The 20715-nt window shown below is 59.7% G+C and carries 23 protein-coding genes; 20 read left to right on the top strand and 3 right to left on the bottom strand.

The window, feature by feature from the left end; translation table 11 throughout:
- Positions 1 to 174: 174 nt before the first annotated feature.
- Positions 175 to 957, bottom strand: a complete 783-nt coding sequence (locus DXA43_RS06460; protein ID WP_158564951.1) for a GntR family transcriptional regulator — start codon at positions 955 to 957, stop codon at positions 175 to 177.
- Between the two features lie 308 nt (positions 958 to 1265).
- Here DXA43_RS06460 and DXA43_RS06465 point away from each other — a divergent pair, with 308 nt between their 5' ends.
- The 9 genes from DXA43_RS06465 (at position 1266) to DXA43_RS06505 (ending at position 7387) form a co-directional block, all read left to right on the top strand.
- Positions 1266 to 1700: a PTS sugar transporter subunit IIA gene (locus tag DXA43_RS06465; protein ID WP_089572603.1), complete on the top strand. Its 435-nt coding sequence runs from the start codon at positions 1266 to 1268 to the stop codon at positions 1698 to 1700.
- Between the two features lie 79 nt (positions 1701 to 1779).
- On the top strand, positions 1780 to 2268 hold the full coding sequence (locus tag DXA43_RS06470) for a PTS sugar transporter subunit IIB (RefSeq protein ID WP_117806603.1): 489 nt from the start codon (positions 1780 to 1782) through the stop codon (positions 2266 to 2268).
- Positions 2269 to 2340: 72 nt separating this feature from the next.
- Complete coding sequence (locus DXA43_RS06475; protein ID WP_089572605.1) at positions 2341 to 3198, top strand: PTS sugar transporter subunit IIC; 858 nt, start codon at positions 2341 to 2343, stop codon at positions 3196 to 3198.
- A complete protein-coding gene (locus tag DXA43_RS06480) occupies positions 3198 to 4025 on the top strand; it encodes a PTS system mannose/fructose/sorbose family transporter subunit IID (RefSeq protein ID WP_117646152.1) in 828 nt (275 codons plus the stop codon). Before DXA43_RS06475 ends, DXA43_RS06480 begins: the two co-directional genes overlap by 1 nt.
- A gap of 195 nt (positions 4026 to 4220) precedes the next feature.
- The gene (locus DXA43_RS06485) at positions 4221 to 4547 is read left to right on the top strand and encodes a hypothetical protein (RefSeq protein ID WP_089572607.1); all 327 of its coding nucleotides are present in this window, start codon (positions 4221 to 4223) and stop codon (positions 4545 to 4547) included.
- Positions 4548 to 4651: 104 nt separating this feature from the next.
- Complete coding sequence (locus DXA43_RS06490) at positions 4652 to 5092, top strand: MarR family winged helix-turn-helix transcriptional regulator (protein ID WP_158550938.1); 441 nt, start codon at positions 4652 to 4654, stop codon at positions 5090 to 5092.
- 312 nt (positions 5093 to 5404) lie between these two features.
- The gene (gene purE, locus DXA43_RS06495; protein WP_006235810.1) at positions 5405 to 5869 is read left to right on the top strand and encodes a 5-(carboxyamino)imidazole ribonucleotide mutase; all 465 of its coding nucleotides are present in this window, start codon (positions 5405 to 5407) and stop codon (positions 5867 to 5869) included.
- A gap of 35 nt (positions 5870 to 5904) precedes the next feature.
- The gene (locus DXA43_RS06500) at positions 5905 to 6903 is read left to right on the top strand and encodes a class B sortase (protein ID WP_117806604.1); all 999 of its coding nucleotides are present in this window, start codon (positions 5905 to 5907) and stop codon (positions 6901 to 6903) included.
- Positions 6904 to 6970: 67 nt separating this feature from the next.
- Complete coding sequence (locus DXA43_RS06505) at positions 6971 to 7387, top strand: molybdenum cofactor biosynthesis protein MoaE (protein ID WP_117806605.1); 417 nt, start codon at positions 6971 to 6973, stop codon at positions 7385 to 7387.
- A 90-nt stretch (positions 7388 to 7477) separates the two neighbouring features.
- On the opposite strand, the gene DXA43_RS06510 is transcribed toward DXA43_RS06505, so the two are convergent.
- Positions 7478 to 8707, bottom strand: coding sequence for a putative ABC transporter permease (locus tag DXA43_RS06510; protein WP_117564037.1), 1230 nt, complete (start codon positions 8705 to 8707; stop codon positions 7478 to 7480).
- A 286-nt stretch (positions 8708 to 8993) separates the two neighbouring features.
- On the opposite strand from DXA43_RS06510, the gene purF reads away from it, so the two are divergent.
- From purF to DXA43_RS06565, 11 genes are all read left to right on the top strand, one after another.
- Positions 8994 to 10664 carry an amidophosphoribosyltransferase gene (purF, locus tag DXA43_RS06515; protein WP_117806606.1) on the top strand — a complete coding sequence of 557 codons (1671 nt, stop codon included), beginning with the start codon at positions 8994 to 8996 and terminating at the stop codon, positions 10662 to 10664.
- 157 nt (positions 10665 to 10821) lie between these two features.
- A complete protein-coding gene (purM, locus tag DXA43_RS06520) occupies positions 10822 to 11925 on the top strand; it encodes a phosphoribosylformylglycinamidine cyclo-ligase (protein ID WP_117806607.1) in 1104 nt (367 codons plus the stop codon).
- Positions 11915 to 12616, top strand: coding sequence for a phosphoribosylglycinamide formyltransferase (purN, locus tag DXA43_RS06525; protein ID WP_117806608.1), 702 nt, complete (start codon positions 11915 to 11917; stop codon positions 12614 to 12616). The genes purM and purN overlap by 11 nt, the downstream gene beginning before the upstream one ends.
- Positions 12617 to 12741: 125 nt before the next feature.
- Positions 12742 to 13206 (top strand): PTS sugar transporter subunit IIA, encoded by a 465-nt coding sequence (locus tag DXA43_RS06530; protein WP_117564041.1) that lies wholly within the window; start codon positions 12742 to 12744, stop codon positions 13204 to 13206.
- Positions 13207 to 13341: 135 nt separating this feature from the next.
- On the top strand, positions 13342 to 14562 hold the full coding sequence (locus DXA43_RS06535) for a peptidylprolyl isomerase (RefSeq protein ID WP_117806609.1): 1221 nt from the start codon (positions 13342 to 13344) through the stop codon (positions 14560 to 14562).
- 54 nt (positions 14563 to 14616) lie between these two features.
- Positions 14617 to 15060 carry a GatB/YqeY domain-containing protein gene (locus DXA43_RS06540; RefSeq protein ID WP_006235801.1) on the top strand — a complete coding sequence of 148 codons (444 nt, stop codon included), beginning with the start codon at positions 14617 to 14619 and terminating at the stop codon, positions 15058 to 15060.
- Between the two features lie 256 nt (positions 15061 to 15316).
- Positions 15317 to 16048, top strand: a complete 732-nt coding sequence (locus DXA43_RS06545; protein WP_055251548.1) for an amino acid ABC transporter ATP-binding protein — start codon at positions 15317 to 15319, stop codon at positions 16046 to 16048.
- Positions 16049 to 16056: 8 nt separating this feature from the next.
- Positions 16057 to 16932 carry a transporter substrate-binding domain-containing protein gene (locus DXA43_RS06550; RefSeq protein ID WP_117806610.1) on the top strand — a complete coding sequence of 292 codons (876 nt, stop codon included), beginning with the start codon at positions 16057 to 16059 and terminating at the stop codon, positions 16930 to 16932.
- A 25-nt stretch (positions 16933 to 16957) separates the two neighbouring features.
- Positions 16958 to 17704 carry an amino acid ABC transporter permease gene (locus tag DXA43_RS06555; protein ID WP_035136546.1) on the top strand — a complete coding sequence of 249 codons (747 nt, stop codon included), beginning with the start codon at positions 16958 to 16960 and terminating at the stop codon, positions 17702 to 17704.
- Positions 17705 to 17707: 3 nt separating this feature from the next.
- Positions 17708 to 18346: an amino acid ABC transporter permease gene (locus DXA43_RS06560; protein WP_117806611.1), complete on the top strand. Its 639-nt coding sequence runs from the start codon at positions 17708 to 17710 to the stop codon at positions 18344 to 18346.
- Between the two features lie 171 nt (positions 18347 to 18517).
- A complete protein-coding gene (locus tag DXA43_RS06565) occupies positions 18518 to 19141 on the top strand; it encodes an AAA family ATPase (RefSeq protein WP_117734775.1) in 624 nt (207 codons plus the stop codon).
- A 50-nt stretch (positions 19142 to 19191) separates the two neighbouring features.
- On the opposite strand, the gene DXA43_RS10380 is transcribed toward DXA43_RS06565, so the two are convergent.
- Positions 19192 to 20598, bottom strand: a complete 1407-nt coding sequence (locus DXA43_RS10380) for a helix-turn-helix transcriptional regulator (RefSeq protein ID WP_199580539.1) — start codon at positions 20596 to 20598, stop codon at positions 19192 to 19194.
- Positions 20599 to 20715 lie beyond the last annotated feature (117 nt).

The raw sequence follows: 20715 nt of genomic DNA on the forward strand, positions 1-20715 counted from the left end.
GCTCCGGCTGCAAGCAGAGTCGCTCAGTGGGAAACTCGGCCCCCTCCGCCCCGGCCTGCGGTGACTCGGCTGCACCGTGTGCTGCCGAAGGGGCTTTGCGCGATGACTAGGGCTGAATAGAAAATGAGTGTGGGCGCCGTCGTTCGTTTGAACGACGGCGCCCACGTTTTGGATTTATTGGGCTGTGGCGGTGAAGGTTGTTTTGTCGGCGGCGATGTGCACGTGCAGCTTTGCCTGACCGTCGCAGCTGATGAGCACGCCTACCTCGAACGGGGTTCCCGTCTTGTCGTAGGTCGAACGCACGATGCGCATCGCCGCCTTACCGGTGTTCTGTCCCAAAAGGCGCGCCTCATGCTTGTCGAGGTTGACCGTCTCGTAGACGGCATCGACGCTTGCGGGCAGGATGCCGGTCTTTTCCGCGATATAGGCGTAGAGCGAGCCATCCACGTCTTTGCGTGTGAGCTCGGGGCAAAGTGACACGGGGATATAGACGTAGTTGAGCTCCATGGGTTTGTCGTTGGCGAGACGCAGGCGGCGAATCTCCCAGACGGGTGTCCCCTCGGGCACTTTGAGCCCAGAGGCGATGCCGCGGACGGCCGGTATGCTTGAAAAGGCGAGAATCTGCGAGCTCGGAACCCGTCCCGCTTCGCGCATCCGCGCGCTGAAATTCAGGGCCAGGTCGATGCCGGGTGCTGAGGTTTGGGGTTTGATGAACGTTCCCTGCCCACGTTTGCGCACCACGCGCCCCTCGATGACGAGATCTTGGAAGCAACGGCGCACGGTCGAGCGCGATAACTCTAGCCGCTCACAGATTTCGAGCTCGCGTGGCAGCGGCGTCTTGGTGTCGAACGCCTGGCTGGCGATAAGCAGGGCGATTCGATGTTTAAGTTGGACATAGAGCGGCGTATCACCGCTGCGGTCGAAGGGTTCGGAGGCGAGAAACGAGATCATATCCATGGGGTACCTCCATATCGTGGGCGTACGTGACATGGTCTGACACTGCGGGGCAAACCGGAGATGCCAGGCCCGATTCTTGCTGGTATGTATGGTGCATAAGGAACATAAAACATTTATCAGACAATCTACCTGCTATTTTAAAAATAATTAGAAGAAAAAATAATTTAGGCACAAAAATAGTTGCTACCGTTAACCGATGAATAGTTGCCGTTCGCAACTATTTTCTTGTACCGAACATGCCCCGGCGCAACAATAATCTCAGCAAAAAGCAAAGCCGTGCGACACACGGCAGGTCGAGAGGAGACCGCATGCGGTATCTGGTAATGGTCAGTCACGGAACGCTCGCTCCCGGACTGCACAGTGTCCTCAAGATGCTCGGCAATGACGCCCCGAACATCTTGTCGACGAGTCTCGTGGACGGCATGGGCGCTGACGAGTATGTCGAGAACGTCAAGGCGATGCTCGCTCCCGTTACCGCCGATGACGAGGTTGTCCTGCTTGGTGACATCCTGGGCGGATCGCCGCTCACCAATGCCATGAACACGCTGGCCGAGAAGGGTCTGCTCGCCCACACCATTGCCTTCGGCGGTATGAATCTGCCCATGGCTATGACCGCCATGATGGGGCTTGCCACCATGGACCTGGATTCCCTCAAGCAGATGATGCTGCAGGAGGGCAAGAACGGTATGTCCGAGCTCGTTGTCCCGACCGATGACGCCGACGACGAGGACGACGACATCTAGGCAGCGCATCCGCCCAAATTTTCGTGATGGAGCGGGGGTTAAGAGGAAAGACCCCCGGTGATAAAGAAAGGGAGAACGCATGATTTCGTTCATCCGTATTGATGACCGTATGATCCATGGACAGACCGTTACCCGTTGGGCCCTCGAGTATCCCTGCGACGGTCTTATCGCCGTCAACGACGCTGCAGCGTCCAACCCCGTGCTCAAGGAGGCCTACAAGAGTGCCTCGGGCAAGAAGACGTTCGTGTGGACCAAGGAGCACTTCAAGGAGGTCTCCGAGAAGGTTATCAAGTCTCCGACCAAGTACTTCCTGATCACCAAGAACCCGCTCGACATGAAGGAACTTCTCGTCGATTTTGGCTTTAAGCCCGGCATGGACCGCATCATCGTCGGTCCCTGCAACGATCGTCCCGGCACCACCAAGCTTGGCAACAACCAGTCGATCACGCAGGAAGAGGCCCAGGCGCTCGAGGATCTCACCAACGCCGGCTACACGGTCGAGTTCGCCCTTATCAAGGAGAAGTCCATCGGTGAGTGGCCCAAGTTCCGCGGTCAGTTTGGCTTCTAGTTAGGCGCCAGCCGCATTTTGGTATCTACAGCCCTTGGTGAAAGGGGCTGAGGAATAAAGAAAGGGGAAAGCATGGCAATCAATGCATTCCAAGCCGCGCTGTTCGGCCTGTTCGCCTGCCTGGCATCACTGCCTGGCATGGGCGGCACGACGATCGGCAACTACACTCTGGGTCGTCCTCTGGTCGCCGGCCTCATCGTCGGCATCATCATGGGCGATATGCAGACGGGTATCCTCGTCGGCGCTGCCATCCAGGTTGTCTACATCGCTCTCGTGACCCCCGGCGGGACCGTCTCCGCCGACGTCCGCGCCGTGTCCTATATCGGCATCCCGCTGGCGATCCTCGCCATCAAGAACTCGGGCATCGATCCCGCCTCCGCTGAGGCTGCCGGCATGGCCGCATCCCTCGGTGCCGCCGTCGGCACGCTCGGCACTGTGCTCTTCTATGGCACCGCCACCATCAACCTGGTGTGGCAGGGCATGGGGTGGAAGTGGCTCGAGAAGGGCGATCTCCACAAGCTCTACTTGGTCAACAACGTTCTGCCTTGGATCGGTCACATCGTCTGCTCGTTCCTCCCGACGTTCATCATCACCATGGGCGGCACCGCCATGGTCGACCTCATGAAGACCTACATGCCCATGGACGGCATCGCGATGAAGACGCTGTTCACCGTCGGCTCGCTGCTGCCTACCGTCGGTATCGCCATCCTGCTCAAGCAGGTCATCTCCAAGCCGACGGACTTTCTCACGTTCTTCTTCGGCTTCACCCTGTCCGCTGTCATGGGATGCAACCTGATTGCCGCTGCCGGCATCGGCTGCTTCTTCGCCCTGATCAACTATGAGATCGCTTCGCTCAAGATCGACCTCGCAAACGCTCCCAAGGCGGCTATCGCCTCGGGCTCCGATGATGAGGAAGAGGAGGACATCTAATGGCAGAGAAGAAGAAACTCTCTAAGAAAACGCTTGCCAAGTCGTTCCGCAACTGGTCCTATGGCAACCTGACTTGCTTCTCGCAAGAGCACATGCAGACCTTCGGTTACCTGTGCGCCATGCTTCCGATCGTCGAGGAGCTCTACGACACGCCCGAGGAGCAGAAGCAGGCCCTCCAGACCTACTCCGCGTTCTTCAACACCGAGCCGCAGATCGGCACCATGATTGTCGGCGTCACCGCCGGCCTCGAGGAAGCTCGCGCAAACGGCGAGGCCATCGATGACGACGCCATCAACGGCATCCGCGCCGGTCTCATGGGCCCGCTCGCCGGCCTTGGCGACTCGCTGATCGTCGGCACCCTGATCCCGATCCTGCTCGGTATCGCCCTCGGTCTTTCTACCGGCGGCTCCCCGCTCGGCGCTATCTTCTATATTGTCGTGTGGAACCTGCTCATGTTCCTTGGCATGCGCTTTGCCTACAACCAGGGCTATGAGCTCGGCGGCAAGGCGGTCGAGGCACTGGTCGGCCCCAAGGCAAAGGCTCTTCGCGATTCCATCGTGATGGTCGGTACCATGGTCATCGGTGCAGTCGGTGCTACCTGGGTCTCCATCACCTGCAGCCCCAACCTGGTGCTGCCCGGTGGCGGCAAGTTCCAGGACACGCTCGACGGAATCTATCCGCACCTGCTGCCCATGATCTTCATCATCTTCTGCTGGTACATGATGACCAAGAAGAAGGTCAACCCCATCGTCATGATGCTGATCCTCGTTGTGATCGCATTTGTGGGCGTTCTCATTGGCTTCTTCGATCCGGCGCTGAGCTACTAGTCATCATCCTTTGACCCCCTGCAAGGCCGTGCGGCCTCAGCCGCACGGCCTTCTGATTTTACGCCGCCCTTCAAGGGCAATATGGCCAGCGACCTCCATCGCCTACACGACACCCGCTATATTGCTCTTGAAAGATGACGTATTCGATAAACGATGGACTTGCGCATGATGCACACTTTGCACGAGGAGGACCATATGCACGAGAAACACGGACACGACCTTTCGCGCGACGACTTGATCCGCGAGGCAAAGATGCAGACCGATGCTATTCAGCGGCTCAACGTTTGGCTGCGCCTGGGCTATTCGCTCGTGGCGATTGGCTTTTTGATGGGGATGTGGGGTATGCAGGGAGGCCCCGGCTGGGGTGTCCCCGTGGGCATCGTGTGCCTGGTGGTGGGCACTCCGCTTTCGATCGTGCTTAAGGTTGGCACGACCAACGCCAAAAAGAATGTCGAGCGCATGCTTGAGGCCGCGGGTATCGACGTTGAGGAGCTTATGCGACGCAAGAAGGACGAGCAATAGACTTCCGCGTCGGGGTATCATAAATAATTGTTGCGAATGTTAACTAATGTACGGCAAATGACGGTTTTATGGCCCTTCTAGAGTTGCAAAGGACAATATCCCCAGTGGATTACGATGACGTTGCTCGAAAACTGATCGTGTACTCACGTTCCCTTGCCAAGGGATCCTTGAGTGCTGCCGGCGGCGCCAGTGTGGGCGAGGCGCCGGTTTTACAGTATCTATCGGGTATTGACGGTGATGTCATTCCCTCCGAGATTGCCAAGAAGCTGAAATTCTCCCGTGCGCGCATGTCGCATATCTTGGATTCACTCGAGAGCAAGGGTTACGTTCAGCGCAGGACCGATCCAAACGATCGTCGGCGTGTGCTGGTGAGCATTACCGAGGAAGGCCGTGATTTCGCGGCGAAAAAAAATGCCGAGAGTGTGGCATCGCTCTCGAAACAACTCTCAGCGCTCGGCGAGCACGATGCTCAGGAGCTCGTGCGCATCCTGAATAAAGCCTACAGCCTTACCTATGATGCCGACGACTACCTGGACAATCTATAAGGATAAAGACAGACATTTAGGTGCATCATGAAATGCACCCGGGACAGTTGTGCCCATCAGCCACCGTCAACATCTCATTCCAAACCAAATCAGCCAACGTACGTCATGGCAATCCCCGGTAGGTCGCAGGGCGCTTCGCGGGCGGGCCAGGCTTTATCTGAACGACTTTGCGAAGCAACCGGAGTGAAGATAAAGCCTGGCCCGCCCGCGAAGCGCCACAAAGACCGCAGGGACGGGAGCAGCTATACTACTCTCAGTAGTTAAGGGTCGCGGATTCGCTGCGTCACCGCTCTCAACAGGAGGTCTATGTTTATGGCAGATCAAAAGCCGGTTGTCGGGATCATCATGGGTTCCAAGTCCGATCTGGGCGTTATGGAAGGCTGCACCGCCGAGCTCGAGGCACTGGGTGTGCCCTATGAGCTCGTCATTGCGAGCGCGCACCGCACGCCGGCGAAGGTCCACGAGTGGGCTTCGACTGCCGCCGATCGCGGTATCAAAGTGATTATCGCCGCCGCCGGCAAGGCCGCTCACCTGGGTGGTGTCGTGGCTGCCTTTACGCCGCTGCCGGTTATCGGCGTGCCTATGAAGACGAGTGACCTGGGCGGTATGGATTCGCTGCTGTCGATGGTGCAGATGCCTTCGGGCGTGCCCGTGGCCTGCGTTGCCATCAACGGTGCCAAGAACGCCGCCATCTATGCCACACAGATTCTGGGTGCTTGCGACCCCGAGTACCGCAAGGTTATCGAGAAGATGAAGCAGGAGATGGCTGACGCCTAAGCGTTCCGCCGTTTCACCGCAGTATAAGGAGAGCCATGTCCGATTATCAGGGAAAACGATTCAAGGCTTCTCAGATTCCCGATCCGTCGAAGCCGGGTGCTGCCCGTGCGGCACAGCAGGGTCGGACATCCTCTCCTCAGCAGCCGCGCGCGCCGCGCCCCGTGACACCGGCGACGCATCGTCGACAGGACGCGCCGGCCGCATATCGTCCTTCGTCTTATAGCTCCGCTAAGAAGCCGCCCCGGTCTTCATCGCATGCCGCGCCGTCGGATCGCACCGAGCCGCCGTGCAAAAAGCGCCACTCCATTATTCCCATTCTGCTCATCATCATCGGTATCGGTCTGATTGTCGCCGCCGCCGCTATTTTTATTAATGCCCAGATTGGCTATAAGCAGGCGAGCGATTCGTATCAGAAAATCGAGAAGCAATATGTAAGCGATAAGGACGCCAGCGGCGTGCCGATTATCGACTTTGATGCGCTTGCTCAGACGAACCCCGAGATTGTGGGTTGGATTTACGTGCCGGGAACCAACATCAACTATCCCGTGGTGCAGACCAACAACAACTCCAAATACCTCAACACGCTGTTCGACGGAACGGCTAACGCGTCCGGTGCCATTTTCCTGGATAGCGATGACACCGCGCCGGGAATGGTCGACCAGCAGACCACGATCTACGGCCACCATATGAACGACGGATCGATGTTCAACGTGATTTCGGACACCACTGATCAGGCGACGTTCGATAGCATCGAGTTTGTGTACTACATCACGCGCGATGCGACGTATAAGCTGCGTCCGCTGGCGACCAAGGTGGTCGAGGACACGTATGCCAAGGCGCGCACGACCAATTTTGAGGGCGACGACGGACTCAAGAACTACCTGTCCGAGATGCTCGACGGCGCTTCCGCCGTGGCGAGTGATGCTACCGATCGTGCCGCTTCGGCAACTAAGGTTGTAACGCTTGTGACCTGTCGTTCGCTGTCGCTGAGCAACACACGCGCCGTCATGGTGCTCACGCCGGTCGAGGAATAAGTTGTTCGAGAGTAGCTAAAAAGGCCCCGTCCCAAATTGGCTACTCGACGACGGTAAGGGAGAAATGATGCTCGAGAGTGGCAAATTGATGCCTTCGATTGATGCTTGGCTGCGCGAGGCCAAGGCCGATGCTTCGGCGGCAGGCTGTGGGATGTATCTGACGCATAACGGTGTGGTGCGCGCGACGCCCAAGGCCGAGGTGCGCGGAGTCGAGACCGATGGCGTGGCGCCAGGCCACAGGGTGGGCGGCATGGTCTTTGACTACGACGCCGAAAAGGTACGGTCTGCTATCGAGGCCACGCGCGCGATGCCGGGTATCGGCTATGTGCGTGTGTGGCTGGCAAGCGGCGAGCTTGCCGTAGGTGACGACATCATGCTCGTGCTTATCGGCGGGGACATTCGCCCGCACGTGGTCGATGCGCTGCAGGCGCTCGTTGGCACCATCAAGAACGAATGCGTGAGTGAGGTCGAGCGCGAGGCGTAGAGGCTTGCGTCGATAGAGGGATCGTTTATAAAAATGCCCACCGGTACGTGTGATACCGGCGGGCATTTTGCGTTTTGGGCGCGGTGAGCGCTACACGCGCGTCGCATCCTTGGGGCTCATGGTCATGCTCTGGAAGCGGTTTTCCATGTACTCGTTATCGAAGTGCTCTCCGTAGAACTGTGCGACGGGAATGTCCGGCTCCGTGCCGTTAACGCGCTGGTACCAGTAGTCGAGCGACTGCAGCGTCATGACGCCGTCGACCAGCATGATAACGGTAAAGATGACGGTGGCCGAGTAGCGGCTCTTCCAGGGGATCTTGTTGATAAGCTTAAGCAGCCTCGGCAGCAGCAGCTTGATCCAGATGAGGCCGCCCAGGCCCCACAGGCAGGCGAAGCCCGTGCAGGTGCGTCCGCCCGTGAGGACCACGAGCGGATCGGGCAAACCGAACAGCGTTATGTGCGAGTAGCTCCACGAGACCACGCCAAACGCGGTCTGCATAAACCAGCCCACGAACACCTCAAAGCTGGCGCCGAGCAGGGCGCTCACCAGGAAAATGATGATGGGGTTCTTTTTGTAGAAGCGGTTAAGCACCATGGTCATGAGCACGGCGCCAAATCCGTAGATGGGGCTGAAGGGGCCAAACAGCATGCCGGCGCGGTTCTGATAGACGCCCGGGTCGTCGACTGTCATGTGCCAGATGTCCTCGGCGATCAGGCCGAGTATGCAGCAGACAAAGAACACCCAGAACAGGTTGAAGTAGTTGAGCTTGATGTAGCCCTCGCCGGTTTCATCGCGGCCGAGCATGCCCTCGGCGGCGGCGTCGCGGTCGAGCATCTCCTGCAGGCGGCGCTGCAGTTCGCGCTCCTGACGAAGCGTGGGGTCGACGGTTGCCGAAAGTGCAACAAGGATGCCGAGCTGGATCGCGGGACGCAGCAGGAAGGGCCCGATGCCCTGGAGCATCACGTCGACCAAAAGCTCGACGACGGTGAATGCAATAAGGATGTAGGACAGGCGGGCGGCGTTGCGGCGCTGGTTTTTGATAAGGTCCAGGCCAAAGATGATTAGGATGACGGCACTTGCCGCAGAGAGCATGATGCCGGCGACGATAAGGCCGACTGCGACGAGCGTGTTGTCGCCGAGCTTTTCGGTGGCGTTGCCGTTAACAAGTGCCGTGATGACCTGCCACATAAAGGCAGCGACCGACGGGAGCGTGCCCACGCCGGAAAGGATGCACAGGACGGCGTACACCTTAATGATGAGGGGAATCTTCTTGACCTCTGTGGCGCTGGGGACGCTGGGGTCGAGTTCGTTTCGATCCATACAGAACCTTTCTCGCTTTGTTGTAGGTTATAAGGATACGCCGCCGACCTGCCAAAAGACAGGACGAACGTCCCAATTGCAACTTTGTAATCCCCAACGGCGGACGCGGCGGCCATCTGGGGGCGCGGGCACTTACACTGGACAGACCGATAAAATGTTTGGCAACAAAACTGATTATTAGCTCGGTGGGCTTTTAAAAAGCGCTGCTCATGCGCTGGGGAGCACGTCGCGCCGTGCGTATAATAAGGCGGGTAACGCCAAAAATACGAGGCTCTGAGGGGATACCATGTCTCAAGAAACCATCCGCGCGGCCGAGCGTGCCGCGGGACAGGTGAACACCATGTCGACGTATGATCCGGACTCCGACCAGCTGCATGAGGAATGTGGCATTTTCGGCGTATGGGCGCCCGATCGCGACGTGGCTCGACTGACGTACTTTGGCCTGCGTGCGCTGCAGCACCGTGGCCAGGAATCGGCTGGAATCGCCGTGGGTGACGGCGGCACGGTTATGGTCCGCAAAGATCTGGGCCTGCTCGACCGCGTGTTCTCCAACGCCGACCTGTCGACGCTCTCCGGCCAGCTGGCCGTGGGCCACGTGCGCTATGGCACCGCCGGCGCCAAGAGCTGGGAAGCCTCGCAGCCGCATCTTTCCACCATCAACAGCGTCATTATCGCGCTTGCTCACAACGGCACTCTGGTCAACACCGACGAGTTGCGCCGTCAGCTGATCGAGCTGGGCGTGCCGTTCCTCTCCAATTCGGATTCCGAGGTCGCGACCAAGCTTATCGGCTACTTTACCCAGCGTACGGGCCACCTGCGCGAGGGTATTCGCAAGACCATGGAGCTCGTGCGCGGCGGCTACGCCATGACGCTCATCAACGAGCAGGCGCTCTACGCATTCCGCGATCCACACGGCATTCGCCCGCTCGTGCTGGGCAAGCTGGTGGACGAGGGTCTGGACCAGGCCGATGCCGCAGCCGTTTCGCAGCTGCCGTCGCAGGACGGCGCCGCGACGGTCGACTCCGCCGTCCGTGTCACGCGCGCCGGCGGCTGGGTCGTTGCTTCCGAGACCTGCGCACTCGACATCGTGGGTGCCGAGTACGTCCGTGACGTCCGTCCCGGCGAGATCTTGCGCATCAGCGCCGAGGGCCTGGTATCCGAGCAGGGCGTGCCTGCAGCCGAAGAGCCCGCCAACTGCATCTTTGAGCAGGTCTACTTTGCCCGCCCCGACTCCATCATGAACGGCAAGAGCGTCTATGCCTGCCGTTACGACATGGGTCGTCAGCTGGCACATGAGGAGCCTGTCGAGGCCGACCTGGTCATCGGCGTGCCCGACTCCGGCCTGCCGCCTGCGGAGGGGTATTCGCACGAGAGCGGTATTCCCTTTGGCGAGGGCCTTATCAAGAACCGCTACGTGGGCCGTACGTTTATCGAGCCTACGCAGGAGTTGCGCGCCATGGGCGTGCGTATGAAACTCAACCCGCTGCGCGACAACATCGAGGGCAAGCGCCTGGTCGTCATCGACGACTCCATCGTGCGCGGCACCACCATGGTGCAGCTCGTCAAGATGCTGCGCAACGCCGGCGCCAAGGAGATTCATATCCGCATCAACTCGCCCGAGGTCATCTGGCCGTGCTTCTACGGTATCGATACCGACGTGCAGTCGCAGCTTATCAGCGCCAACAAGACGGTCGACGAGATTTGCGAGTATATCGGCGCCGATTCGCTGGCCTTCCTTTCGGTCGAGGGCCTGCTTAAGGTCATGCCCAAGGGCGGTTACTGCGATGCGTGCTTTACCGGCCGCTACCCCGTGGCGATTCCTGAGAGCTTTGGCCGCGACAAGTTTATGGAGGGCTTTAAGCCCCGCAACATGGACAAGCCGCTGCACTTTGACGACGACGCCGTGATCGAGAAATACGACGACCGCAGCTGGGAAGAGGAGCACGGCGAGGCATAAAACCTGCCATATGGGGACAGGTTTATTTTGGTAGGTTTTACCTGCTGTTTTGTTGATATGACGGCGCGTGCTGTTATGGCGCGCGCCGAAATGAACGCAATTATGAGCACCGTTTGGCGCCCGCGCGGCGCGACGGTAGTGGGAGAGGAAGGCTCAGATGAGCGACAGCAAGCATGTGACGTACGAGGACGCCGGCGTCGATACCGCCGAGGGCGGCCGCGCCGTCGACGCGATTAAGCAAATGGTCAAGGACACCAATCGCCCCGAGGTTATCGGCGGCATCGGTGGCTTTGGTGGCCTGTTCTCGGCCGCCGCGCTTAAGGATATGGAAGACCCGATCCTGATCAGCGGTACCGACGGCGTGGGCACCAAGCTCGTGCTCGCCCAGATCATGGACCGTCACGAGACGGTGGGCCAGGACCTGGTCGCTATGTGCGTCAACGATATTCTGGCTTCGGGCGCCGAGCCGCTGTTCTTCCTGGACTACGTTGCCATCGGTCACATCGAGGCCGAGCACATGGCAAAGATCATCAAGGGCGTGGCCGACGGCTGCAAGCTCGCGGGTTGCGCGCTCGTGGGCGGCGAGATGGCCGAGCACCCGGGCGTTATGGCTCCGGCCGACTACGACCTTGCCGGATTTACCGTGGGCGTCGTCGACCGTCCCAAGATGCTCGACCCCGCAAACGTCCGCCCGGGCGATGTGATCCTGGGCCTGCCTTCCACCGGCGTGCACTCCAACGGCTACTCGCTCGTGCGTAAGGTCATTGGCGTCGACGGCGTTAAGCCGGGCACGCCCGAGGCCGTCGCTAAGGCCGAGGAGCTGAGCCGTCCGCTCGAGGAGCTCGGCGGCGCGTCGCTCGCCGACGCCCTGCTGGCCCCCACGCGCATCTACGTCAAGCCGATCCTTGAGCTGCTGCGCGGCGGCGCTCCGGTGCATGCCATCGCCCACATCACCGGCGGCGGCATCACCGAGAACCTCAACCGCGCGCTTGCCGACGACGTTGACGCCGTGGTCACCCGCAACGGTGCCGAGATGGGCTGGGACGTTCCGCCCGTCATTACCTACGTGTCGCGCCAGGCCGAGCTTGCGCCCAACGAGGCATGCAAGACCTTCAACATGGGCGTCGGCCTGTGCCTGATCGTCGCCCCCGAGGACGAGGCCGCCGTGACCGAGGCCCTGGTCGCGCTGGGCGAGAAGCCGTTCCGCGTGGGCGAGTGCGTCGAGGGCACCGGTGAGGTCGTGTACTCCGATGAGCACTAACGAGCAGATGACTGCCGCCGAGGGCCTGGGCTTTGTGCCCTACACCCGTCCGACCGGCACCGATACGGCCGAGCCGCTCAAGATCGGCGTGCTCATCAGCGGTTCTGGTACCAATCTGCAGGCGCTGATCGACCTGATCGCCGCCGGCAAGCTTAATGCTTCGATTGAGCTTGTGGTGTCGAGCCGTCCTTCGGCCAAGGGCTTGCAGCGTGCCGAGCGCGCGGGCATCCAGACGCTGACGCTGTCCAAGGATGTCTATGCCGAACCCATCGCCGCCGATGAGATCATTGCGCACGAGCTGCTCGAGCGCGGCTGCGAGTATGTGGTCATGGCCGGCTACATGCGCATGGTGCGCACGCCTCTGCTGGCGGCGTTTCCCAACCGCGTGGTGAACCTGCACCCGGCGCTGCTGCCGAGCTTTACCGGTGCACATGCGATTGACGATGCCTTTGCGCGCGGCGTCAAGGTGACCGGCGTGACCGTGCATTTTGCCAACGAGATCTACGACAACGGTCCCATCATCGCTCAGCGTGCGCTGGCTGTTGAGGAGGGCTGGGATGTCGATACGCTCGAGGAGCACATCCACGCGATTGAGCACGTGCTGTATCCCGAGGTCGTGCAGATGCTCGCCGACGGCCGCGTCCACGTGCTGGAGAGCGGCAAGGTCGCAATTGATGCGCCCCGCGGCTAGCGGCGCACAGTACAATTTAGTTGAGTGGTCAGGGTGGTCATTGGCGCCAAGGCGCGCGTGGCCACCTTTTGTTTTGGGTAGTCATCGGGGACGTTCTTGAATGACTAGGTGAGAGAGGTGAGCGCATGGCGGATAACGAAGCGCTGTTTGCGCCTGAGCTGGTGTTTTTTGATTGGGAGTGTGCGACGCCGGATGAGGTGTTCGCGCGGCTTGAGGGCGAGCTTGTACCGCGTGGCTACATTGCCGACGGTTGGTTCGACGCCGTTCGCACGCGCGAGGATGCCTATCCCACGGGTCTTGCCATGCCGGCGGCAAACATTGCCATTCCGCATACCGATCCGGGGTTTGTGGCCAAGCCCTATATCGCGGTGGTGAAGCCCGCCGCGCCCGTGACATTTAACGCTATGGCTGGCATGGGCGCTCCGGTGCCGGCGCAGATCGTCATCAATCTGGGCATCGCCGAGCCGGGCGGCCAGGTCGAGGCCCTGCAGGCGCTCATGAACATCTTTATGGACGCCGATGCCGCAGCCGACGTGCTCGGCCAGACCACGTCCCAGGGCATGGTCGACGCCATCCGCCGTCACTTCTAAGGTGCCGGCTGCCAGAGCTGTCCCCTTTGCACCAAAATGGTGCAGATTAACCTGTCCCCAATGCACCAAGCGTGCCGCGGGGGCTGCGTTGTGACACAATGGCGTTTGTTCGATTCGTTATGCGAAAGGCCAACTATGGCAAATAAGAAAAAGAACCCCGCACCCGAGCCGACGCCCGAGCAGCAGGCTCGCGCCGCCTCCAGCTCTCGCAAGAAGCAGCGCAAGACCCGCGTGTCCAAGACCGTCAAGATCGTTCTGGTGGTCATCGGCGTGCTGGCAATGCTGCTTTCCGTCTCGGCCATGGCGTGCTCCGGCCTGATGTCGCAGGCAGAGGATACCTCGGGCTACAAGCTTACCGGCGGTGTAGCTGCCACTATCAACGGCACCAACCTCACCGAGGACACCGTGACCAAGCAGATCATGAGCATGCGCACGTCCTACGGCTACACCAAGGACAAGGACTGGGCGCAGTACCTGGTCGACAACGACCTCACGCCCAAGAAGTACCGCAAGCAACTCATCGACTCCTACACGCAGCAGATTCTGCTTCAACAGGCACAGAAGGAGAACGGCGTGACGGTGTCGGACGAGGAGGTCGAGAAGGCTTGGAAGGACGCATGCAAGAGCGCGGGCGGTGCCAAGGCCTTTAAGAAGACCCTCAAGACCTACGGCTATACCGAGGATACCTACAAGGATTCGCTCAAGGAGAGTCTGGCGCAGCAGAAACTCAAGGATGCCGTCGCGCCCACGAGCAAGCCCAAGGACAGCGAGATCGTCGATTACATCAACGAAAACCTGTCCAGCTACAACGACGCCCGCCGCTCGTCGAACATCCTGATCAAGGTTGATTCCGACGCTTCCGACGAGAACAAGGCTGCCGCCAAGGCCAAGGCGCAGGAGTGCCTGGACAAGATCAACTCCGGTGAGCTGAGCTTTGAGGACGCCGTTGAGCAGTACTCCGAGGACACCGGTTCCAAGGAGAAGAAGGGCGATGTGGGTTGGGATAAGCTCACCACCTTTGTCGACAGCTACCAGACGGCGCTCGAGGGGCTCAACAAGGGCGACGTGAGCGAAGTCATCGAGTCGACCTATGGCTACCACATCATCAAGTGCACCGACTACTTCCATGTCGATAATCAGGTTGATGACATCAACCAGGTGCCCAAGGCCATCAAAAAGTACGTCTCCAACGTGGTGAAGACGCAAGCGGCCAGCACTGCGTACAGTGAGTGGCTGGAGCAGTACAAGAAGGATGCCGACATCACCGTCAACCCCATGCCCAAGGACGTACCCTATAACGTGAGTCTGAAGGGCGTTACCAAGAGTTCGACCGACGATTCGTCGACGACTGAGTAATCATGGGGCGGTGCTCGCGCGAGTGCCGCCCACGCTATTAGAGAGGATTTGCAGATGACCAACGAAGAGCTGCAGAAGGAAATGATCGCGGCCATGAAGGCTAAGGACAAGGTTCGCCTGTCCATCATTCGCCAGGTCAAGGCCGAGGTGAAGAATATCGAGGTTAACGAGCGCCGCGATGTGACCGAGGAAGACGTCAACAGCATGATCAAGCGTCTGATTAAGCAGACGAGCGAGACGCTGGAGATGTCCATCAAGGCCGGCACCGACCAAGAGCGTACCGACAACCTGACCGAGCAGGTCAAGATTCTGGAGAGCCTTCTGCCCGCGCAGGTTTCGGGCGAGGAGCTCGAGGCCCTGATCGAGCAGGTCATCGCCGAGCTGGGCGCCACGTCCAAGAAGCAGATGGGCCAGGTCATGGGCGCTCTGGGTAAGGCCACTGGCGGCAACTTCGATAAGCCGGCAGCAGCAAAGATCGTTGGAGCCAAACTCGCATAGGGGCCTAGCGGTACATAGTTGATATCGAGGGGGCGTGACCATTGCGGTCGCGCCCCTTTTTGCTGGGCTGGGCACTCATTGGGGACAGACTCAAATTGAGTGCCCACGGGGGGTACTCATTTAAGTCTGTCCCCAATGAGCACCAACGAGCAGGTGAAAGATTGCGGGTTCTTTACGGGGATGTAGTGTGGGCTGCGGAAACGTGGTTCTTTCCGTACAATAGTTCAACTCGTGTAAACGCAGGGAAGGGACATTCATGGCAGACATGATCGAGATCAAGCATCTCAACAAGTACTTTGGCGACCTGCATGTGCTCAAAGATATCAACCTCACCGTCAAGCGCGGCGAGAAGCTCGTAATGATCGGGCCCTCTGGTTCGGGTAAGTCGACGCTCATCCGCTGCGTCGATTATCTTGAGGAGCCCACGTCGGGCGAGGTCATCATCGACGGCACGCCGCTTACCAAGAAGAATCACCTGGAGATGGCTCGCAAGTATAGCTCCATGGTGTTTCAGCAGTTCAACCTGTATCCCAACATGACGGTGCTGGGCAATCTGACGCTCGCGCCCATCAAGCTGCAAAAGAAGAGCAAGGAGGAGGCGACCGAGATCGCCATCGCCGCGCTCAAGCGCGTTGGCATGGCTCATAAGGCCGGCGAGTATCCGCAGAACCTCTCGGGCGGTCAGCAGCAGCGTATCGCTATCGCCCGTGCCCTGTGCACTAAGCAGCCCATCATCCTGTTTGACGAGCCGACCTCGGCGCTCGACCCCGAGATGGTCCAGGAGGTTCTGGACGTTATGATTGAGCTTGCGCAGGAGGACATCACCATGATCTGCGTGACGCATGAGATGGGCTTTGCGCGCCAGGTGGCCGACCGCGTCATCTTTATGGAGGACGGCCGCATTCTGGAGGAGGGCACGCCCGAGCACTTCTTCGATAACCCCGAGAACCCGCGCTGCCGCGAGTTCCTGTCCAAGATTCTGCACTAGGCGCGGTGATGGACATGACGGATATGACGAGGGCGGCTGTATCGCGCCGTCACTTTTTGCAGCTGGCTGGCGCCGGCATGCTCGCGCTGACGGGGACCGCGCTCACCGGTTGCGGCAACTCTGCCAGCGGCGAGGCCTCCGACAAGGGGTCCAAGCTTGCGACCATCAAGTCGCGTGGCCACCTGAACGCCGGCGTTAAGAAGGATGTTCCCGGCTACGGCTATTACGACACCGCCAAGGGTCGCTTTGAGGGCATGGAGGTCGATCTGTGCTACCAGATCGCCGCTGCCGTCTTTGGCGTGAGCTACAAGGAGGCCCGCGCCCAGGAGCTGGTCGAGTTTACCGACGTAACGCCCAAGACGCGCGGCCCGCTGATCGACAACGGCCAACTCGATGTGGTCGCGGCGACCTACACCATCACCGACGAGCGCAAGAAGAGCTGGGATTTCTCGACGCCGTATCGCACCGACTACGTGGGCCTCATGGTCAAGAAACGTTCGGGCTTTACCTCGATTGAGGACCTGGACGGCAAGGTCATCGGCGTGAGTCAGGGTGCCACCACGCAGGGCCTGATCGAGCAGATGATCAAGGATAACGGCTTTACCTGCGAGCCCGAATTTAGGGTCTTTAGCGGCTACCCCATCATCAAGAGTTCGCTCGACGCCGGCAATATCGACGTCTTTGCCATGGACCGCTCCACGCTGGCCGGCTACATGAACGAGACTGTCGAGCTACTGCAGCCCGAGGTCAAGTTTGGCGAGCAGGGCTACGGCGTGGCGACCAAGAAGGGCTGCGACCTCTCGGCCGTGGTCAATCAGGTGGTCTGCGATCGCTTGGCCGACGGCTGGCTCGATCAAGAGGTCAAGACCTGGGGTCTTGTGTAGGCGCATCGTCCAAGGAAGGAATCAAATGCTCGAAGGATTGTTTGACGCCGACCGCTGGTCGACGACATTTCAAAACATGGGGCCCTTCTGGGAGGGCTTTGGCGTGACGCTGCAGGTGGTCGTTGCTGGTCTGCTGCTGTCGCTGGTGCTGGGCACGCTGCTGGGCGTGTTCTCGACCACCCGTTCGCGTGTACTGCGCGCCATCAGCCGCGTGTACGTTGAGTTTTACCAGAATACCCCGCTACCCGTGCAGGTGCTCTTTATGTATATGGCTGGCCCGCAGTTTTTGCAGGCTATAACCGGCGCCGACCAGCCGGTGCGCATCGCGCCGTTCGTGCTGGGCTTCTTGGGTGTGGGCCTGTATCACGCGGCCTACATCTCGGAGGTCATCCGCACCGGTATCGAGGCGGTTCCGCGCGGTCAGATGGAGGCGGCCCAGAGCCAGGGCTTCACCCGTGCACAGGCATACTGGTACATCGTGCTGCCCCAGACGTTCAAGATCATTCTGCCGCCGCTGTGTAACCAGGCGCTCAACCTGGTCAAGAACACGTCGGTGCTGGCGCTTGTGGCCGGTGGCGACCTTATGTACCGTTCCGACAACTTTGTGAGTCTGTACGGTTACCTGCAGGGATACATCGTCTGCTGCCTTATGTACTTCATCATCTGCTTTCCGCTCGCCATGCTGGTGCAGTGGCTCGAGCGCCGCTCCAAGGAGCGTCCGCGCGGAGTGAGCCTGGCCGAGCTGGGGCTCGACAACGTAGAGGAGGCCTAGCGCATGGAAATCTTCAACGCGACCAACCTGCTCTACATTTGGGGCGGTTTTGTTAAGACCATCGAGATCTCGGCGCTGTCGATCTTTTTCTCGCTCATCTTTGGCACGGTGCTGGCGCTTGTTAAAAGCTATGCGCCCCGCCCGTTCCGCATTTTGGTGAGCGCCTATATCGAGCTGTTCCGCTGCACACCGAACCTGCTGTGGATCCTGTTTATCTACTTTACGGTGCAGGGCTTGGACATCGTGATCTCGACCATCGCCTTTGCGCTGTTTACCAGCGCCGTTATGGCTGAGATCGTGCGCGGCGGTCTTAACTCGATTCCGCGCGGCCAGTTTGAGGCGGCGCAGAGCCAGGGCTTTGGCTTCTTTGCCACCATGCGCTACATCATTCTGCCGCAGACGTTTAAGACGATCATTCCGGCGCTGTTTAGCCAGTGCACGACCGTCATCAAGGACAGCTCGTATCTTTCGGGCATTAACGTGGCCGAGCTCATGTACACGGCAAACGTCGTGATGGCCCACGCGATTGATCTGTCGCAGGTGCTTATGCTCTACGGACTGGTGTTTGCGATGTACTTTGTGCTCAACTTTGGTATCTCGCTGCTGGTCCGAGCATATCAGCGCCGCATCGTAGCCGCATAGTCCTGCTTCCCCAAGCACGGCACCTTGCCCCTCAATCGTCGCTTGCGTACATTTAGTACGCGGCGCTCCTCTTTCGGGGCAATCTGCCGCACTTGGGAAACCAGGACGGTCGTAAGTGACAAAATGGGAATCAGGAATCGCCTTTTTCTCATTTGTTAGAAAGGAATCGCGATGAGCGATCTGGAGAATAAGAAGAATCCTGTGGTCATTACCATCGCGCGCGATTTTGGTGCCGAGGGTCACGAGATTGGCCGCATACTTGCCGACGAGTTGGGGATTCCGCTGTATGACAACGAGCTGCTGGTGCGTGCGTCGCTGCGCGCGGGCGAGTCACTCGACAAGATGGCCGCCTACGACGAGCGTCTGGCTGTGGAGAACATGGCGTTTCTGCCCGACCGCTACGATGCGCGTTCGTACTCGGACAAGTTGTTCCAAAAGATGAGCCAGGTGATTTTGGACCTGGGCGAGACCGAGAGCTGCATTATCGAGGGTCGCCTGTCCGATTACCTGCTGCGTAACAACCCCAACCACATTGCCGTGTTGGTGACCGCACCCTTTGAGGACCGCGTCGAGATTGTGCGCAAGAAGCGCGGACTTAACAAAAAGAAAGGTGCCAAGCTGGTCAAACAGCAGCAGAAGGCGCGCGAGGCGTTCTATAAGCGCTACAGCGCCGGCAAGTGGAAGATGACGAGCGGCAAGGATATCGTCGTCAACCGCGCCAAGCTGGGACGCGAGGGCTGTAAAGACGTCATCGCTGCAGCCTACCGCTACAAAGTGGCGCAGCTCGAAGGCTAGCCGACCAAAACCACCACAAAGGGGACAGCACCTTTGTGGTGGTTTTTGTTTTAGGCCGAGGGGAAGGCCTTGGTGAGACCAGCGCGCGTTTGCGTGTCGGTCTTTTGGTAGATGGAGCTCAGGTGACGCTGCACCATGCGCATCGAGATGCCGAGCTCCTCGGCGATCTGCTTGAGCGGGCGCTCGTCCTGGGTAACGGCTACCAGCACGTCGACTTCGCGCGGGGTGAGAGCGTGGTTGGCGATGAAGGCCTGGCGCTGCTCCTCGATACTTGGTGCTGCCAGCGCCTCCTCGGCAAGCTGTTGATGTTCGCGCTCCTGCTCGGTTTGGGGCAGGCGGAACAAGCCGGCTGCCACGAATGCTGCGCAGGCGGCGACGAGCAAAATGAGCGCGCCGATCATAATGAGGGCAACGTTATCCGAGGTCACGAGAGCAAGCGAGATGCCTGATGTGGTGAAAGCGCATACATTGTTGGCGGCGCGGCCCATGCCAGCCCAAAGAGCGGGCGCATGCATGCGCGGTGCCAGCTGTGTAAAGGTGGCAGTGAAGAACGTGACGAAAAAGCCCGAGCTCAGGTAAAAGACGACAAGGCCCAGGTTGGGATCGGCGCCGGCCTCCACGGCCAGGATGGAAATGGTCGAGAGCACGGCGATGCCGAGCATGACAAGTCCCATGTAGCGGCGCTCGGCAAGATCAAAGATAAGACCGGCGGCAAGGCCGCTTGCTGCCAAAAAGAGGCGCGGCCAGGTCTGCACGGCAATGGTGCCGTGGGCGTTGGAGAGCGTGACCACGTTGTCGAGGGTCGAGAACAAGCAGGCGAGAATCATGACGAGCGCGATGCTCCAACACGCCTGCTTGGCGAGGGCGTGAGAGGGCTCAACAAAGGGATTGATGGCGGGGTTCGCGGCTGTGTCTGTGTTTTGAGGAACAGCGCTGAGGGCAGAGATGGCGATCGTCGCTGTGCCGAGAACGATAAGCTCTGCGATACCGCCGCAATTGAGCAGGTTGACGGCGAACTGCATCAGGATGCCCGCGGCATAGGCCGCTCCCGCGCCGGTGGCGAGTTTGGGGTCATCCTGGAATGCCAACGAAAAGGCGTGGTGAGCAGCGGCGCCCAGCAGACCGAGCCCAAAGAATGCCACGCAGCCCAGAATCTCGAGCACAAGCGGGGCCGTAGGGAACTGAATTTGCGTCAGGCCCATGATGACGATAGGGACGGCGGCGGCGTTGACGGCTGCTAGTGAGTGGCCTTTGCGCTGTGCGAGCCCGAACAGCGGCGCGTACCCGATAAAGCCGAGCACGCTCGCACCCAGAATAACGCCCTGTGCGATTACAACGCGTTCGGCACCGGAGAGCAGCCCGACATTGATATCGAAGCGAAACTCGGCGGAAAGAAAGGCGAAGGTAAAAAGAGCGAGTGCCAGAAGCGCGTTGATTTTAGGCTTACTTAGGTTCAAGGACGGTCCTTTGGATGGACGAATAATCGTGTCCTCGATTGTAGACCATGACGGTAGGGGGTGGGCCTTTCGGGGGGTGTTCCTATAGTTTTGTCAACTGGGAAATGCTCTCCGTGC

This window comes from Collinsella sp. OF02-10 (assembly GCF_003463445.1).
Taxonomy (GTDB): domain Bacteria; phylum Actinomycetota; class Coriobacteriia; order Coriobacteriales; family Coriobacteriaceae; genus Collinsella.